Raw genomic sequence first — 16,451 nt, forward strand, 5'->3', positions numbered from 1 at the left:
AAGGCCAAAGCCTCGCGGCTGGAAGACTTGTCTTTAAAATATCACGAACGCCAGATTTTAGTAAATAATCATATTTTCAGTATGTTATGATTTAATTAATCTCAATAAAGGAAGCAATGTTTGATGGGAATTTATGGGAAAATTCGCGGCGTTTTACTGCTGTTCGTTGTTTCGGCACTCCTGATATGGTTTGTCAGTGGAGAGAACTTTGCCCGGTTCTCCAGCTTGATGAAAGGCAAAAACGATCAGCGGTTAAAAGCCGAAGATTTCAAATTTACGGAAGTGGTCCGCAAGGATATTCATCAGAAGGTTTTGGCTACCGGAACGGTGAGCCTCAAAACCGGGGCGGAAGTAAAAATCGGAGCGAGGATATCCGGCCAGTTGGACAAGTTAATGGTCAAGATCGGAGACATGGTCAAGGCAGGCGACCTGATCGCGGTGATAGAACATGAAGATCTTCTCGCCCGTGTGGCGAGGTTTAATGCGGATTTAAAATCGGAACAAGCCAAACTGGAAAAGACACGCATTGAAGGACCGCTGGAGATCCAAAAGGACAAGGCCTCGTTGGAAGAAATCACCGTCCAGTTGCGCCTCGCGGAAAAAACCCTGAAACGGAATCTTGACCTCCGTGAAAAAGGGTTTGTCTCCACCTCGGCGGTGGATGAGGCGGAAGAAAAAGTGGAGGTGCTGGGGGCCAAGATCAGGCTGGCGCAGGACGAGTTGAGCCTTCAGGAGGCGAAGCTTAAAAATGACATTCTCTTGGCCGAGGCGGGGGTCGAAAAAGCCCAGGCCAACCTGATGGAAGAGGAAATCCAACTGTCCTACGCTGAAATCACCGCACCCATCGATGGAGTTGTGGCGTTTATTTCCACTCAGGAAGGGGAAACCGTCATCGCCAGCCTGAACGCTCCGACCTTTGTGACCCTCATTGATCTGATAAAACTGGAAGTGACGGTTTTTGTGGATGAGACGGATATTGGTCGCATCAAAACCGGACAGAAGGCCATTTTTACGGTGGACGCTTATTCCGATAAATTTTTTGGCGGCAAGGTCCGGGAAATTCACCCGAAAGCCGTCATCAAGGACAACGTGGTTAATTATGAAGTGATCCTTGAAATCGATCCCGAGAATGTTTCTCTTCTGCGCCCGGAGATGACCGCCAATGTGGTGGTCACGACTGGAACCCGGCCGCAGGCGCTTTCCATCCCTGTAGAAGCGGTGAGAAAGAAGGATAAAAAATCATTTGCCATGGTGAATTTAAACGGTGAGTTGATTGAAGAACCGATTGAAACCGGATGGCGGGATGAAGGCTTCATTGAAATCATTTCCGGTCTCAATGAAAATGACAAGGTGGGCATTCCCATCAAGCCCAAGAAAGACGAGAGCGATGGAAAGAGGCCGAGAAGAGGATGAGCCTGATCGAAATGCACTCCATTGGCAAGACCTACAAAAGCGGAGGTCTGGACGTCGAGGTTTTGAAAGACGTTTCCCTGCGCATCGAGGAAGGCGAGTATATCAGCATCATCGGTCCTTCGGGAGCCGGTAAAAGCACGTTGATGACCATCATGGGCTGTCTGGGGTTGCCGAGCCGGGGGCTCTATATATTGGATGGCGAGGAAGTGGAAAAAGTCAGCGACCGGGAACTATCGCGGATTCGCAACGAGAAAATCGGGTTTGTGTTTCAGGCCTTCCATCTCTTGCCGGGGGTCAAGGCGATAGATAACGTCATGATGCCCCTGCTTTATTCACGCAAAGTGCCAAAGGACGCGAAACAGCGGGCGCAGGAAGTTCTTGAAAAAGTGGGGTTGGGTCACAGGCTGGACCACACTCCAGGGCAACTTTCCGGAGGCGAGCAACAACGAGTGACCATCGCCCGGTCTTTGATCAACCGCCCAAAAATATTGCTCGCGGATGAGCCCACGGGAAATCTGGACTCTAAAAACGGCGTGGAAATCATGAAAACTTTTGACCGCTTGAACCGGGAAGAAGGCACCACCCTCATATTGATCACCCACGATCAGGAAGTCGCCCGCCATGCGCATCGAATTATTACCATAAAAGACGGCCAAATCGAATCGGACCAATGGAATGAGAATTTTCCGAAACCTCAAACAGGCCCTGCGCGGCCTGGCCTTGAATAAGGGCAATACGTTCTTAATGACCCTTGGGGTGATTGTAGGCATTGGTTCCCTGACAGTCATCGTGGCCATTGGTGAAGGAGTCAAGGCGAAAGTCCTCGACCGCATCGCTAACCTGGGGTTCGGCCCGGACTCTTTTTCCGTGCTTGCCGGTCCCGGCCAGTTGTTTTTTGCCCGCTCCAAAACCACCAGCCTGACCTTGCAGGATGCCGATGATATCAGGGCTTTGCCCACCGTGCGTCTGGTGATCCCCCGCCAACAGAGAAGCATGCGGATGATTTATAAAAAGGAATTCACCACCACCCGTGTCTACGGCGTGACTCCTGAATGGCAGGCCGCCAGGTCCTGGGAACTTTCTAATGGAGAATTTTTTACCGATCAGGACATGCAACGGAAACGCCGGGTGATCGTCCTTGGGGCTACCCCGGCAAAAAAATTGTTTGGCGACAAGGACCCCATCGGAAAAATGGTTCGCGTGGGAGATGCTTCCTACCAGGTTCTGGGTCTGCTGGTGGAAAAAGGTCTCACCGAAAGCGGTTACGATCCCGACGACCGGACCCTGATCCCGTTGACTACATCCATGTCCCGGCTGACCCATCAGACGCACATACACAGTGCCAAGGTAATGGCTCTTGACCCCTCGATGGTGGAAAAGACAATGGAAGACGTTCGCCAGCTTCTTCGGGAAAGCCACAATCTTTCTTCGTTGGCTGAAGACGATTTTCGCTTTATCACTCCTGAGGGCATCATGCAATGGGTCACGGAGGCCTCCCAGGCGCTCAACCGCATGCTGGTCCTCATATCAATGGTGTCCCTGTTGGTTGGGGGCATCGTCATCATGAATATCCTGCTGGTTTCCATTCGCGAACGGGTCCGTGAAATCGGCATCCGCCGTTGTTTTGGAGCCCGGCGCTCGGACATCACCCAGCAGTTTTTGTTTGAATCCATATTTGTCGCCATTTTAGGCGGTATCATGGGTACAGTCATTGGACTGGCATTGTGTATGGTTTTGCAACGCTTCGATATTATTCCTACGAAGATAACCTGGGAGCCATTTGTTTTGGCTTTTGTGTTCTCTACGCTCGTTGGCCTGGTGTTCGGAATTCAGCCCGCGAGAAAAGCGGCCCGGTTGAGTCCGGGAGAAATGTTGCGATGATCCGTCCTGTGGAGGCTGTCGAAATATGAAAATCAGGCCTTCCCTGGCAATCGTCCTGGTTGCTCTCAAGACGCAGATGACTCGAACCTTCCTGGCATCCCTGGGGATCATGATAGGAGTTGCCGCCGTTATCATCATGGTGGCGATCGGCAGGGGATCGGAGCAGGAAGTGATGGCCGTGGTCGCGGGAATGGGAGAAAACCTGATCACCATCAATGCGGGGGAAATGAAGCGCCGGGGAGGCAAGCTCAAGTTGACGGGCAATGTGACCACGTTGACCCCGCGCGATGCCAACCAGTTACTGGATGAAATTGATGAACTGGAAAAGGTCGCTCCTTTTGAGTCCCGGTCCATGAAAGTGAAGTTCGGAAATTTTGCTTATGAAACTCAGGTTTCCGGCTCCACTCAGGATTATCAGGAGATCCGTAAATACCAGGTCGCCAGGGGGGGATTTTTCACGGAAAAGGATTTGAAGCAAAGCCGCCGGGTGGCGGTGGTCGGTAAAACCGCGGTCGAGAATATTTTTGGGGAAGAGGACCCTCTCGGAAAGACATTGAGAATCAATTCTGTTCCTTTTGAAGTTATTGGCGTGTTCACTCCCAAGGGATTGGATACGGATGGCAGGGACCAGGATGATATTATCCTTATCCCTTTGACGACGATGCTACGTCGGTTGATCAATCAAACCTTTATCTCAACCATTTACGCCAAAGCGGTTTCAAAGAAAAAAATTGATCCGGCCATTGAGAAGATTCAAACCGCTTTAAGGAAACACCACAAATTGAGGGGTGAGTCCCAGGACGATTTCACCATCATCAGCCAGTTGGACATAGAGAAATTGAAGCGGGAAACCACGGAGTTATTTACCAAGCTGATCGTGAGCATAGCGGCCATTTCGCTGGTGGTGGGCGGCATCGGCATACTAGCGGTGATGTTGATTTCCGTCAAGGAGCGGACCCGCGAAATAGGCATCCGCCGTGCGGTGGGAGCCACCAAGGTGGACATCACGCAACAGTTTTTACTGGAGTCGTTGGTGATCGGGGTTTTGGGAGGCGGAGTTGGGGTTGCTTTTGGCGTGGGCATCACCCTGGGGGTGAATCGGTGGGGACCCTGGGTGTTGGTTTTGGATACGCACGCTATTTTAATGGCTTCAGGAGTCTGTATGGGGATCGCCATTTTGTTTGGCATTTATCCGGCAATCAAAGCTTCCCGCTTGGACCCGATGGTTGCGCTGACAGTGGAATAATGCGGGAGCATAAAAAAAGGGCCTGCCCCGGTACACCGGAGGCAAGCCCTTTTAAAACAATTCTATGTGAGTTCCTAGAAACCAAAACCCCCGTGGTTGGCCGCCACCATACAAGCCAGCATGGGAAGAGACAGCCAGGCATTGGTGCGGCTGGCCAGAAACGCGTTGCGTTTGGCTTTGCCCAGAGCATCTCCCTCCAAAGCTCCGGCGATGATCTTTTTCTGGTTGGGCCAGATGATGAACCAGACGTTACCCGCCATGATGATGCCGAGGAGCATGCCGATCATGATCTCAGGACTGGGGATGCCTTCTACCGTTCCTCGTCCAGCCATGTAATAAGCGATCCCGGTGAGGACCGTCCACAAGGCGGCGTGCCTGAATAAAAATAGTGCCTTGGGAAGGATGATCTGCGTGTAGGGTTTGGCCGCTCCGGCTTCGGTCATTTTGGGCATGGACTGCACCTGAACCAGATTGAAAAAGTAAAGCAGGCCGATCCATAAAATTCCAACTAAAACGTGAAGAAATTCATATACCCACATGTTCAATGTACCTGTTCCTTTCTATATTATTAATAATCACTGATCAGGACCATGATGTAAAGACGAGGGAAACTTGCGAAATCCGCGATAATAACCAGTAAGATGAAATAATGCCGGATGTAGATTCAACTTTTATTCAGTTTCGGGCATTTTAGTTTATTTTTTTCCGCAGACCAATTTAAAACTTTTTTTTTTCAGCAAACTAACAAATAAGAATCAAGTCACTTTTCAGACAATGACATTATTTCTGCAACAGAAAAAATAAAAGAATTCCGAGAGCGCACAGATTAAATATTAAAAGAAATAAAGATAACCTGGGAGGAGAAGAGGGCGCTTGGGGGGCAGGGATGGGTTGCTGTTTTTGAGTTGCCTCTTTTAGCGTTTCTATATTTTCGGTCAGGTGAGCGTTTTCTGCCCGCAATTTTTCGATCTCATCTTTAAGTTTGAGCCGTTCTACCTTAAGACTTTTGGATTTTTCGATCTCCCGGCGCAAGGCTTCTTCGGGACCCAGGGTGATGCCACTTTCCTCGTAGGGATCTTTCCAATCCTCGTCACTCATAATGAATTGCTCACAGCGGTCAGGCGTTGCAACTGATTTTGGCTGAGTTGAAGGTTGGCCGCCCCCGAAAAATCACGGATTTGTTCTACTTTGCGTGATCCGACGATGGCCGTTAAAATGTTGTCCTGTGCCAGTACCCAGGCCAGCGCGACTTCCACGGGTTTCCTTTGGATTTCACCAGCGATTTCCGTGACCGTTTCCAGAACCTTCAAAGACCTGGAATACAGGGGTTCCTGGTAAAACTGATTGTGCCTGCGGGCGGGAAAACTTCTGGCTTCCTGATTGATGCGGCCCGCCAAAAGTCCCTGAGCGGTGGGGGAGAACGCCATGTAACCCATAGCGGCGTTTTTGCAAATTTCCAGAGTCTGTCCTTCGTACCGCCTGTCCAATAAGCTGTAGGGCACTTCGTTGACAGAGAAAGTGGAAACTCCTTCTCTCAAAAGGAGCAGATCTTCCGCCTGAAAATTGGAAAGGCCGACGATTCTGGCTTTACCGCTTGCCTTTAAAACGTTCATGCAGTCGCAAAGACGGGCGCTTTTCTCCTGAGAATCAAAATAACCGCCCGGCCAATGGATGAGGTAAACATCCACGTATCCCCGGTTCAAAGCGGCCAGGCTGTCGTCGAGATGCTTCTGATAATTGGCAAGAGTCAACTCAGCATCGGGCCATATTTTGGAAATGATGATGACATCATCTTTTTTAGAACCGAGGGCTTTGCCGAGACGGCGTTCCGATTCTCCATCGCCATACCCCTCGGCAGTGTCGAAGGCGGTGATTCCCTGATCCAGAGCCGCCTTTACCGCGGCATCCGCCTCTTTAGGGGAGCAGACATCTCCCCACCCCTCGCTCGGCGCGATTTGCCAGCAACCGAAGGTGATGACGCTCCAGTCCTTTGCCAGCCCTTCACAGTTTATGGTACGCATCTTACCTCATGATAAAGGTGATCGTTCGGCGGTAACTTTCCGGGCTTTCCACCTCGATATGAGTTTTTAAAGGCTCTTCCTCCCATTCAAAGGGGCGAGCACGATTCTGCAGTTTCCAGATCCGATACCCAAACATGAGAGCTGAGATCCCGGTAAAAAGGATGAAAAACGCGAACATAAAAGCGATCAGTTTGGGAAACATGAAAATCAGGATTCCCAGAACTGTAAGAAATGCCCCAAAGAGCAAGATCCCTTTTCTCAAAGCTTTATAGCCCTGGTCAAAAATATCGTTGGAATGACCCCAAGTGTGGCTCATGACGGCTCCTTTCCTTGAAAATTTCCTTCTTATTACTTAGATAAGACTGTATGAGGGTTTTGTCAAGGAAGGCACGATCGGCGTGTCCCAGGGTCTTCAAGTGTCCAGAGCGTTCAAGGTGGAAACGATTTTTTTGAAATCCCGTTTTTGCTGAGTCAGGGATCGCCGGGTGTGGACGACTCTCGGACTGGGGTGATAAAGCGGGAGCAGAGTGAATGTTTCAGTTTTTATCGGGAGGGCGATGGTTTTGGCAAGCTGATACTTGGTTCCCAGGAGAGGCGGTTGATGGCTTCAAGGCCGACGGCTCCCAGGGTGACGACAATTTCAGGTTGGATGATCTCAAGAACCGATTCCAGGTAGGAAGAACAATTTCGAATTTCACCAGCGGTGGGGCGGCGGTTATTGCCGTTTTGCAGAGGATTGCATAAAGCGGCGTTGGTGAAGAAAACTGCGTCACGGCTCCAGCCGATGTGATCGAGAAGGATCTCGAAATTTTTTCCGGATTGGTCCCCGGAAAATGGAATCCCTGTCCGTCCGGCGCCGAACCGGCCTGTTTGACCAGTTTCTTAAACCTACTTATCCGGCTCGGCATGGCCGGGGGTATTTTCCTCGGTGACCATTTCTTCCTCGTCATCATCATCGCTTGTTTTGCATATAACAAAAAAACCGATGACGAGAAGGATGCTGGCAATGATTGTGAGAACAATATCCATGATAAATCTTAAAACAGATTAGAAAATGAGCCGAGCGATGGTCGTTCCATTACTTAAAACGGTTTTATGGTTGCCAGGTAGATCATTCCCGCGCCAACGATGAAAATTGGTATATGAACCATCATCGCATATTTTTTAGGCAATACGTCCTGAGAAATTTGTTTGCCATTCATGACGCCCAGGCCTATCAACAGGATCAGGAGAACCATTTTCACCTTGATCCAGTTGGCTTCCGCGAAGGCCCCTGTACTTATGGCCAGGTAGATTCCAGAAAGGAGAGTCACACCTAAAATCGGGTAGTATATGAATTTATGGACCCGGGCCTGGGTTTTTTGCAATCCCAGGACTTCGGTTTCGTTTTTTAATTTAAGACGAAATACGACAGTGAGTGATTGCAGGAACAGGGTTCCGATTACCAGACACATGGATATCATGTGCAATGTGAGAAAAAAATTTTTCATGATATATGAGTTTTCAAAAGTTAAAAATTATGGGAAAGATTTTATCTTACGAATGAAGAGTGCAACTCTATGGCAATCGCCCGTTAGCTTATTTTTTTTGATTATCGGGTCTCTTCTACCGGCACTTCCACTTCGCTTTTCCAGTAGACCCGGCTACCGACGAGCAGGGCGATGCCAATTCCACAATAGATAGCCGCAACGACGATGTAGCCGCCCAGATAGCCGTTCATATTTCGAAGTAGCACCCCAAGGAGCATCATGCCAACGATCAGTCCGTAAAACGGTTTTGCAAAAAGATGGTGAATTTTTACAGGAGCCTCCAGGTTTTGAATTCTGGATTTATTTTTTTGCGCCGACTTGCTCAATACAAAGAGGCCCTTAAAAAATCCAATGACGATTCCAATGGTGACAGAATACAGGACGGCCATTTGCGTGGAGCTCTGTTCATCTACTGCGATTTGGTACATTCCGATTCCCCGATAGATCAGAAAAACTCCGATGATTCCCCATAATCCCCCGGCGATAGAAATTAGGCTGTTTTTACTCAAGGACACCTCTAAAAATTAGTTTATTACAGGAAATCGAACATTGTACAAGGATTTCTTGTGTCAGTGGCATGGGCTTTCTAGCCCGTGCGAACAGGCTGGAAAGGCGGAATTAAATTCCGCACTTCCGTATAACCTTTAAGGGCAGGTCGCCTGTCCCACTAAAACAAAGCCATCTCCTTAAATTAACGATTAGGAACATTTAGTCTATTTTTAGAGATGCCCTCAAGGTATTTTCTCATTGATGATAAGGGTTTCCCACTTTTAGATGGTTCTCAGGAAAAAAGGATTTTTCAAAACGCGCAGGTTGATGGGAAGGTTTAGATTTGCTCTTTCTTCTCGTGTACCGGGCGCACGGCCATCCTGCCGCTTTTACTTTTATGCAAGAGCCTGATTTCTCCGTTCCGAAAATCGAGGATATTACCGTCATTTCCCATAAAATAACCATCAGTCCAAATGGTAGGCAGGCAACCGGAAGGAAAAATCGGATCTAAATAAATTGAGTTTCCATATTTGTCGGTATTGACAGCGTCAGGGTCATACAGGCCGAGAACTTCTTCGGTGGTCGGAAAGCGCCAATCACTATTGCCCTGGAACCTGGTTTGGCACAAATGCAATATATAGTCCTTGGCTTCGTCCCACGACACCCATTTCGCATCACTTTGCCAAGTGTCTTTTTTTGTCCAGGTCAATCCTGTTTTTTGGTCGGTGATGGTGTCGTTGTTATTGTCAATAAAACGCGAGGAGGAGTTCATTAAATTTTTCTTACACCGTTTGAGTTTTTGAAATAACAGGATCTAATGGAATTTTTTCCAGCCTTGTCTGGAGACTTTCCAGATTGAAACAAGGTGGGTTTTGTAATTCCTTGGTTTTGAGAATTTTTTCAAAGGAAAGTTTCAGCAAAAAATCCGAAAAAGCGAAAAGCGGCGTGTACCATAATATTCTTCTCACGGTGCTGCGGGAAATTTTTACCGGGGCGGGGGAGGCCAGCAATGATGGATTATTATGGAGCTTGGCGACCGTTTCCATAGCCATCCAAAGCGGCCAGATGCAAAACAGGCGAAGAGATAGTTTATGATTGGGAATTGCCAGGGAAAATTTCAAGGCATCCCACAAATGTCCCGTTGTTTTTCGGAGTAATTTTTCCAGGATGGCCATATTTTTCTCGATGGAAACTCCTGAGTGAAACTCTTCGACGGTCAATCCTTGTTCCCTTATAAGACCTTTGGGGATATACGACCAACCTCGCTCGCGGTCGGCGACAACGTCCTTGGAGATGTTGGTCATCTGCAGGCCCAGGCCGAAGGACACGGCATTATTTTTCATGATTTCTCGTGCATCGTCAGACAAATAGGGCAGTTCCAGAAGGAAGAGGTTGCACAACATTTCTCCCACGACGCCAGCGACAAAATAGCAATACTCTTCCAGCTCATCTTCATTTTCGAGAGGGGTCAGTTGGTCGCCCTGAAACTGCTTTTGAAAATGAGCCATCCCGCGGGCCATTTTAGATATGGAAGGAATGATCTGCTGTTGGTGGTTTTCACCCAGGTCATCAAAAATGTTAAAGACCCGTGCGCTTTGGGAAAGAAGATCCAGATCGTTGGGGGTACCATCCACCACATCACAGTCCTTGACCCAACGGTTCAAGCCTTCCTTACGGTAGGCGGGGTTTTCTATTAAACGGGCAAACTCCAATAGCAGTTTTATCTTGGTTCCGGCATCCAGTTTACTGGCATCTTCCACGGTGTCGATAGTTCGGCAGAAGAGGTAGGCGACCAAAATACTGCGATGAATTTCACCTCTGAGGACGGCGATATTCAAGGCAAACGTGCGGCTGACCTTGGGAAGCGTGGTTACACAGTATTGCCAATCATCCATGGTTTTAAAAGGTAATTTTTGTTGAGTAAAAACCGCGTACTGTTGATTCGAAGTAACACAGCATGCCCGCTCTTCTATAGGAAGAGCGGATAAAAACGATTTTTTAATAATAATTTCCAGTCTATCATGAAAACAGTCGCTAGTTACAGGCTATTTCCGAGGATGGGGGAGGGAGGTCTTATTCCAAGGTAAGATTGGCTTTCAGCAGGCGATGGACCCTTGAGTCGTTGTCTTTTTCATTTCCTCAGCGATGGTTAATATTTCTTTATGAACCTCGTTGATCACGTTCTCCGGGGTGCTGGTTCCTGCGGTGATGCCGACATGTTCTTTATTCTTAAACCAGGATTTTTGTAGTTGCGAGGAGGATTCTATATGGTGGGCTTCGATTTTCTTTTCATCGCAGACCTGAACCAGTTTTTTGGTGTTGGATGAATTGAACCCGCCGATCACGATCATGAGGTCTACCTGGTCCGCAAGTTCCCAGACAGCGACCTGGCGGTCGCGGGTTGGCTGGCAAATGGTGTTAACAAACGATACCGCATCCACACAATCCATAGCACTGATCTTTTTGACCAGAGCTTCCACCTTATCGACCTGCTGGGTGGTCTGGCTCACGATTCCCAATTTCCGTTTGCCTCGTACACGAATTTTTTCAAGATCATCTTCCCCGTTTATGACAAGAAAATCGTCCAGATCCCCGACGATGCCCTTGACCTCCACATGGTCCTCCTGGCCGATTACCACCGGGAAAAAATTCTTTTCTACCATACCCTTGATGGTTTTATGGACGCGCATCACCAGCGGACAACTGGCATCGTATACAATGAAACCCGCATCCTCGAGTTTTTGTTTTGTCATTTCCGCAGCGCCGTGCGCGGTGATCATCACCTTTTTGGTTTTGATTTTATCCATATCCTCGATTCCCTTTACCAGGGCAACCCCATTATTTTTGAGGGATTCGTTGATTTGAGGATTGTGAACCAATTGGCCGATGATGGTCAGGTCAGAATGAAATTCAGGCCCCATCGCCAGGTTGATGGCGTCTTGCACACCGAAACAGGTGCCGAGGGCACTTGCGAGCGATACTTTCATTTAATTTTCCTTAATTAATCAGCTAAATGGTGGTTGAGAAAAATGGAAATCATCTGTAATGATAACAAAACCGGGATGGATATAAAATAAAAACCCAAAGTCAGGCGGATTTTCACTTCATCAGCAGGTTTTTCAACAATTGTAATGAGGGAAAGGAAAACGCCCTTCCTAATTTACGCTATAAGTATAGCATAAGTTAAGAAAGGCGCTGTTGGTGGTCGGTTGGAAGCTATTTGCTTAATGGAATCGTCTGTGAAACTCCGTGAACTGAAGCGTAAGGGCTTCTGTTTTCTTTAGTGCGTGGAGAAGCAGGTGCTTGCAAGCCCATATTTTCTGAATCCTGGTTGATCAATTCCCGCAATTCCTTGCCCGCATGAAAAACCGGTTTTTTCCGGAGCGGCAGATAAAGTGGCTCTCCGGTGATCGGCTTTTTGGCGACTCTGGCCTTATGTTCGTTGATGCGGAAGGAACCGAATCCCTGAACCACAACCCGACCCTCTTTTTCTAGATTGTTCATGATGGTGTCTAAAATAGCGGTCAAATACTTGTCAGCCTCTTTTTTTGAAACATTCATTCTTAAAGATAGTTTTGTGGTCAAATCGGATCGAGTCATTTGTTTCGTTCCCCCAGTTTGTATTTTGTTGGTCAATGACAAAAGAAGGGAGCAAAAATCGGGCCAAAATGAAATTATCTATGTAAATGTATATATTTCAAAATTTTACTTGATTTTCGCTAAGGCGCGAAGCATCAATGCTTTTTGTTATTTTATTTACAAGTGTATATAAAAGTGACCAATTTATGGTGAATTTGAAGGTGAGTGTGATATTTTGGATTTTCAAGCGTTTTAGAGAAGGGCGGACTTGTTTTTTTTAAAGAAGGTTTTTTTAAGTAAATGTTTTTAATCGTATTAACTGATATTATTTAGAATTGATTTTCTCAAATTGATGCAGGTTTTACCTGTTCTGGTGAGATTATTGCCTGGCATCTGGAGGGAAAATTTTTTAATGCCAGCGTGACGCTGGACCCAATATTTACGTGCGATGGGTTTATGGCTGACTGAACCCCTTCAGCGCGGAATTTTTCCTCCCGCGTAGCGGGTTCGCTGTGAAAACGGTACGATTTAACCACAAGCGCTAATAGAAGACTGTGAAAAAATGCTAAAAAAATTGTTGGTTTATCTCACCCATCCTTATGTGGATGCTTGGAATTTCAAGCCCGAACATAAGGACATTCTGCAAGCGCAGGTTGCTGATCTGGAAGTAACCGTTTGCTATCATTCCAGGGATTTTTTGCAACGGCTTCCGGATGCCGAGGCAGTAGCGGTGTGGTACTTCAAAAAGGAGTGGCTCGCCAATGCTCCCCGCTTGAAGCTGATCGCCACCCCGGCGGCGGGAAAGGACTGGATCGATGTGGAGCCTTCTAAGAATCTAAAAATTTCCCATGGCGGCTTTCACGGCATGATGATCGCTGAATCGGTGGTGGGGGCAATCTTTTATTTTTGCAAGGCGTTTTCCTTTTCTGCGACGATGCAAAAGCAGAAAAAATGGGCGACCAAAAAAGTCTCCGACCGCATCCAATCCCTGTACGGGGCCAACGTCACCATTTTAGGGTTCGGCAAAATCGGCACGACCATCGGCAACGTACTGAAACCGTTCGGCTGTACACTCACCGGAGTGAAACGGACTTCCATCCCGCCGCCGGAATATTTTTCTGAAGAGGATAGGGTGGTGACGATGGATCAAATGCCGGAGGTATTAAAAACCACCGATCATCTTATTTTCGTATTGCCCGGTGGGGCTGACACTCAGGGGGTTTTTACGTGGGAGCATTTCAAGGCACTGCCGAAATCCTGCACTCTCTATAACGTGGGAAGGGGGAAGGTCTATAAGGATGAAGATCTGGTGGAGGCCCTGAACGCCGGGGAACTCGCTGGAGCCTATCTCGACGTGTTTGAAAAAGAACCTTTGCCGCCCGAATCGCCCCTTTGGGAGATGGATAACGTCCTCATTCAGCCGCATATCTCCGCCGCATCCCCGCAGTATCTGGAATTGTTTGTCAGGGAGCTAGCAGGGAGGATTAAGTCTGGAGTGGTGGGATAGATTTTTATCAAAATGGGTTTTTCCATGACAACACCTTATGTTATAATAATATTATAACGTATGGAGGATGAATTATGGATGTTGTTATTCGTGATATAGGAAATTCAAAAGGCATCATCATTCCAGCCTCTGTGTTGAAAGAAGCCGGTATTGGCAAGGTCGCGGACATGCGCGTGGAAGAGGATTGTATTATCGTGAAAGCTGGCAAGGACCCGAGAGCCGGTTGGTTGGAAGCGATTCAGAAAGATCCACCCGATGAAGACGAAACCGTGTTCCTGGATGGCGTCGAGGATGACGACCTTATAGAAGACTGGACATGGTAAAACCCACCTACCCAAAACGCTTTGACGTGTATTGGGTCAACCTGGACCCGACCATTGGCGCGGAAGTTAAGAAAACGCGACCCTGCGTGATCCTATCGCCGGACAGTATGAATCAGGGATTGAAAACCGTCCTCATTGCCCCGATGACGACCACGATGAAAAATTGGCCGTTTCGCGTCCCCGTGACTCACAAGAAAAATAAAGGCCAGGTGATGCTGGATCAGATTCGGGCCGTATCCAAAAAACGGTTGCACAAACCCGATGGAACCGTCAGTGCGAAAGTCAAAACGGGCATTCTCGAATGCCTGAAAGATATGTTTGCCTAGAAGTGCCGTAGCTAACCGATTTCCTAAAATCTTTTCTCTGTGTTCTCCGCAACCTCTGTTTTGAATCAATGAATCGTCAATTTAAAAACCTGCTCGTTGAAATCAAGGAGTGCCGTTTATGTGAGGAGCATTTGCCTTTAGGGCCGAGGCCTGTGGTTCAGGCTGATCCGAAAGCTAAAATTCTCGTGGTCGGCCAGGCACCGGGGCGCAAGGTTCACGAAACCGGAATTCCGTTCAATGATCCCAGTGGCGACCGCTTGCGGGACTGGATGGGAATCGATCGGGATATTTTCTATGATGCGACGCAAATTGCTCTTCTGCCCATGGGGTTTTGTTATCCGGGAACGGGAAAATCTGGGGATCTGCCGCCAAGGCCGGAATGTGCCGAAGCCTGGCGCGAAAAACTTTTACAGGGTCTACCGGGAATTCAACTGACGCTGGTGATCGGGCAGTATGCCCATCAGTATCATCTTGCTAAAAGACAGTCTAAAACTCTGACTGAGACAGTCAAAGCCTGGAAGGAGTTCTGGGCGGATGGATTCTTGCCCATGCCGCACCCCAGCACGCGCAACAATATCTGGCTGAAGAGAAACGAATGGTTTGAGAAAGACGTTTTGCCAATCTTGCGCGGCAAAATACAAGCTCTGATCCTAAAATGACGGGTTTACGTTGCTATTGAGTTTTACAGAGCAGGAAACTTCAGATGAAAATCGGTGGCTTGCTGAAAATGGTGGCCGACTTGAAGCAGGGTTTCCTCATCGAAATGTTTGCCCATGAGTTGTAGTCCGATGGGGAGATTCTCAGCGCTAAAACCGCAGGGAATCGACAAGGCAGGAATTCCTGCCAGGTTCGCGGAGATGGTGTAAATGTCGGCGAGATACATTTGTAAAGGGTCGTCCATTTTTTCCCCCAGTTTGAATGCCGGGGCCGGGCAGGTGGGGGCGACGATCAGATCACATTTTTTGTAGGCTTCCTCAAAATCCCGCTTGATCAGAGTGCGGGCTTTTTGCCCTTTGAGATAGTACGCGTCGTAATAGCCGGAACTGAGCACAAAGGTTCCCAATATGATGCGGCGTTTCACCTCTTCCCCGAAACCTTCACTGCGCGTGTTCAGGTACATATCCTGAAGATTGTCCGATTGCTCCGAGCGATGCCCGTATCTCACCCCATCGTAGCGGGAAAGGTTGGTGCTGGCTTCGGCGCAGGCCAGGATGTAATAGGTGGCGACGGCATACTGAGTATGAGGTAGTGACACTTCCACCTTTTCCATACCCAGCGATTCGAGAGTTTTGATGGCGTCCTGCACCGCTCGTTCCACTTCTGGAGCCATTCCCGAGGTGAAGTATTCCTTGGGGATGCCTATCTTGAGTCCTTTGACACCCTTGCTCAGCGCCTGGGTGAAATCGGGACGAGAAATTTCGGCGGAAGTGGAATCCAGAGGATCTTTGCCGCTGATGACGTTCATCAAGAGAGCCGCGTCCTCCACCGTTTTGGTCAGGGGACCGATTTGATCCAGAGACGATGCGAACGCTACCAGTCCGAACCGGGACACTCGCCCGTAGGTAGGTTTTAATCCCGTGACTCCGCAAAAACTGGCGGGTTGACGGATAGAGCCTCCTGTATCGCTTCCCAATGAAGCCATGCACTGGTGCGCGGCGACGGCGGCGGCAGACCCGCCACTGGAACCTCCGGGAACACGGTCTTGAGCCCAGGGGTTGAAAGTCGGGTGATGCCAGGAATTCTCATTTGAGGACCCCATGGCGAATTCATCCATATTGGTTTTACCGATGATCACAGCACCTGCGGCTTTCAACTGTTTTACCACCGTGGCATCGTAGGGGGAGACGAACTGGTCGAGCATTCGGGAAGAGCAGGTGGTCCGCAACCCTTGGGTGCAAATCAGATCCTTCAAGGCAAGAGGGATTCCCAAAAGCGGGGCGTCTTCTCCTGCGGCGATTTTTTGGTCGGCTTCCCGTGCCTGGTTCAAGGCGGTTTCACGGGTCAGATGCACGAAGGCCTTGACCTTGCCTTCCACCCTGTCGATGTGCTTGAACACCGCCTCCGTCAATTCCACGGATGAAAACTGTTTTTTTTGCAGGCCTTCTTTGGCCTTGCGGAGGGTGGCTCGATGCATCGT

General features: G+C 48.6%; 21 protein-coding genes. 8 read left to right on the forward strand and 13 right to left on the reverse strand.

All coding sequences use genetic code 11. The annotated features are described in order from the left end of the window. Positions 1-123: 123 nt before the first annotated feature. Genes O3C58_02850 through O3C58_02865 form a run of 4 tightly spaced genes read left to right on the forward strand, consistent with a single transcriptional unit; the run spans position 124 to position 4,540 of the window. A complete protein-coding gene (locus O3C58_02850) occupies positions 124-1,413 on the forward strand; it encodes an efflux RND transporter periplasmic adaptor subunit (GenBank protein MDA0690806.1) in 1,290 nt (429 codons plus the stop codon). Then, positions 1,410-2,141 (forward strand): ABC transporter ATP-binding protein, encoded by a 732-nt coding sequence (locus O3C58_02855; protein ID MDA0690807.1) that lies wholly within the window; start codon positions 1,410-1,412, stop codon positions 2,139-2,141. Before O3C58_02850 ends, O3C58_02855 begins: the two co-directional genes overlap by 4 nt. After that, positions 2,089-3,294, forward strand: a complete 1,206-nt coding sequence (locus O3C58_02860) for an ABC transporter permease (protein ID MDA0690808.1) — start codon at positions 2,089-2,091, stop codon at positions 3,292-3,294. The genes O3C58_02855 and O3C58_02860 overlap by 53 nt, the downstream gene beginning before the upstream one ends. A gap of 25 nt (positions 3,295-3,319) precedes the next feature. After that, entirely contained in the window at positions 3,320-4,540 is a 1,221-nt protein-coding gene (locus O3C58_02865; GenBank protein ID MDA0690809.1) for an ABC transporter permease, read from the forward strand. Positions 4,541-4,614: 74 nt separating this feature from the next. Here O3C58_02865 and O3C58_02870 read toward each other — a convergent pair whose 3' ends face one another. The 12 genes from O3C58_02870 to O3C58_02925 all read right to left on the reverse strand — a co-directional run bounded on the left by O3C58_02870 (position 4,615) and on the right by O3C58_02925 (position 12,179). Next, on the reverse strand, positions 4,615-5,079 hold the full coding sequence (locus O3C58_02870; GenBank protein ID MDA0690810.1) for a urate hydroxylase PuuD: 465 nt from the start codon (positions 5,077-5,079) through the stop codon (positions 4,615-4,617). A gap of 241 nt (positions 5,080-5,320) precedes the next feature. Then, a complete protein-coding gene (locus O3C58_02875; protein ID MDA0690811.1) occupies positions 5,321-5,638 on the reverse strand; it encodes a hypothetical protein in 318 nt (105 codons plus the stop codon). After that, on the reverse strand, positions 5,635-6,561 hold the full coding sequence (locus O3C58_02880) for an aldo/keto reductase (GenBank protein ID MDA0690812.1): 927 nt from the start codon (positions 6,559-6,561) through the stop codon (positions 5,635-5,637). Before O3C58_02880 ends, O3C58_02875 begins: the two co-directional genes overlap by 4 nt. Before the next feature lies 1 nt (position 6,562). Further along, positions 6,563-6,877, reverse strand: coding sequence for a hypothetical protein (locus O3C58_02885; GenBank protein ID MDA0690813.1), 315 nt, complete (start codon positions 6,875-6,877; stop codon positions 6,563-6,565). Positions 6,878-7,104: 227 nt separating this feature from the next. Beyond that, the gene (locus O3C58_02890) at positions 7,105-7,362 is read right to left on the reverse strand and encodes a hypothetical protein (GenBank protein MDA0690814.1); all 258 of its coding nucleotides are present in this window, start codon (positions 7,360-7,362) and stop codon (positions 7,105-7,107) included. A gap of 87 nt (positions 7,363-7,449) precedes the next feature. Beyond that, positions 7,450-7,590: a hypothetical protein gene (locus O3C58_02895; protein MDA0690815.1), complete on the reverse strand. Its 141-nt coding sequence runs from the start codon at positions 7,588-7,590 to the stop codon at positions 7,450-7,452. Positions 7,591-7,643: 53 nt separating this feature from the next. Continuing rightward, the gene (locus O3C58_02900; GenBank protein ID MDA0690816.1) at positions 7,644-8,051 is read right to left on the reverse strand and encodes a hypothetical protein; all 408 of its coding nucleotides are present in this window, start codon (positions 8,049-8,051) and stop codon (positions 7,644-7,646) included. A 101-nt stretch (positions 8,052-8,152) separates the two neighbouring features. After that, complete coding sequence (locus O3C58_02905; GenBank protein MDA0690817.1) at positions 8,153-8,518, reverse strand: hypothetical protein; 366 nt, start codon at positions 8,516-8,518, stop codon at positions 8,153-8,155. A 398-nt stretch (positions 8,519-8,916) separates the two neighbouring features. Then, a complete protein-coding gene (locus O3C58_02910) occupies positions 8,917-9,351 on the reverse strand; it encodes a DUF1566 domain-containing protein (GenBank protein MDA0690818.1) in 435 nt (144 codons plus the stop codon). 10 nt (positions 9,352-9,361) lie between these two features. Beyond that, positions 9,362-10,474, reverse strand: a complete 1,113-nt coding sequence (locus O3C58_02915; protein MDA0690819.1) for a squalene/phytoene synthase family protein — start codon at positions 10,472-10,474, stop codon at positions 9,362-9,364. Positions 10,475-10,675: 201 nt separating this feature from the next. Continuing rightward, positions 10,676-11,566 (reverse strand): 4-hydroxy-3-methylbut-2-enyl diphosphate reductase, encoded by an 891-nt coding sequence (ispH, locus tag O3C58_02920; GenBank protein ID MDA0690820.1) that lies wholly within the window; start codon positions 11,564-11,566, stop codon positions 10,676-10,678. A gap of 229 nt (positions 11,567-11,795) precedes the next feature. Beyond that, complete coding sequence (locus O3C58_02925; protein ID MDA0690821.1) at positions 11,796-12,179, reverse strand: HU family DNA-binding protein; 384 nt, start codon at positions 12,177-12,179, stop codon at positions 11,796-11,798. Positions 12,180-12,720: 541 nt separating this feature from the next. On the opposite strand from O3C58_02925, the gene O3C58_02930 reads away from it, so the two are divergent. The 4 genes from O3C58_02930 to O3C58_02945 all read left to right on the forward strand — a co-directional run bounded on the left by O3C58_02930 (position 12,721) and on the right by O3C58_02945 (position 14,973). Then, positions 12,721-13,665 carry a D-2-hydroxyacid dehydrogenase gene (locus O3C58_02930; GenBank protein ID MDA0690822.1) on the forward strand — a complete coding sequence of 315 codons (945 nt, stop codon included), beginning with the start codon at positions 12,721-12,723 and terminating at the stop codon, positions 13,663-13,665. Positions 13,666-13,739: 74 nt separating this feature from the next. Continuing rightward, positions 13,740-13,988, forward strand: a complete 249-nt coding sequence (locus tag O3C58_02935) for an AbrB/MazE/SpoVT family DNA-binding domain-containing protein (GenBank protein ID MDA0690823.1) — start codon at positions 13,740-13,742, stop codon at positions 13,986-13,988. After that, on the forward strand, positions 13,982-14,314 hold the full coding sequence (locus O3C58_02940) for a type II toxin-antitoxin system PemK/MazF family toxin (GenBank protein ID MDA0690824.1): 333 nt from the start codon (positions 13,982-13,984) through the stop codon (positions 14,312-14,314). The genes O3C58_02935 and O3C58_02940 overlap by 7 nt, the downstream gene beginning before the upstream one ends. Positions 14,315-14,382: 68 nt before the next feature. After that, entirely contained in the window at positions 14,383-14,973 is a 591-nt protein-coding gene (locus tag O3C58_02945) for a uracil-DNA glycosylase family protein (protein ID MDA0690825.1), read from the forward strand. Between the two features lie 23 nt (positions 14,974-14,996). Here the strand turns inward: O3C58_02945 and gatA are convergent, their stop codons facing one another. Beyond that, a complete protein-coding gene (gatA, locus tag O3C58_02950; GenBank protein ID MDA0690826.1) occupies positions 14,997-16,448 on the reverse strand; it encodes an Asp-tRNA(Asn)/Glu-tRNA(Gln) amidotransferase subunit GatA in 1,452 nt (483 codons plus the stop codon). Positions 16,449-16,451 lie beyond the last annotated feature (3 nt).

The organism is Nitrospinota bacterium, from assembly GCA_027619975.1.
Taxonomy (GTDB): Bacteria; Nitrospinota; Nitrospinia; order Nitrospinales; family VA-1; genus JADFGI01.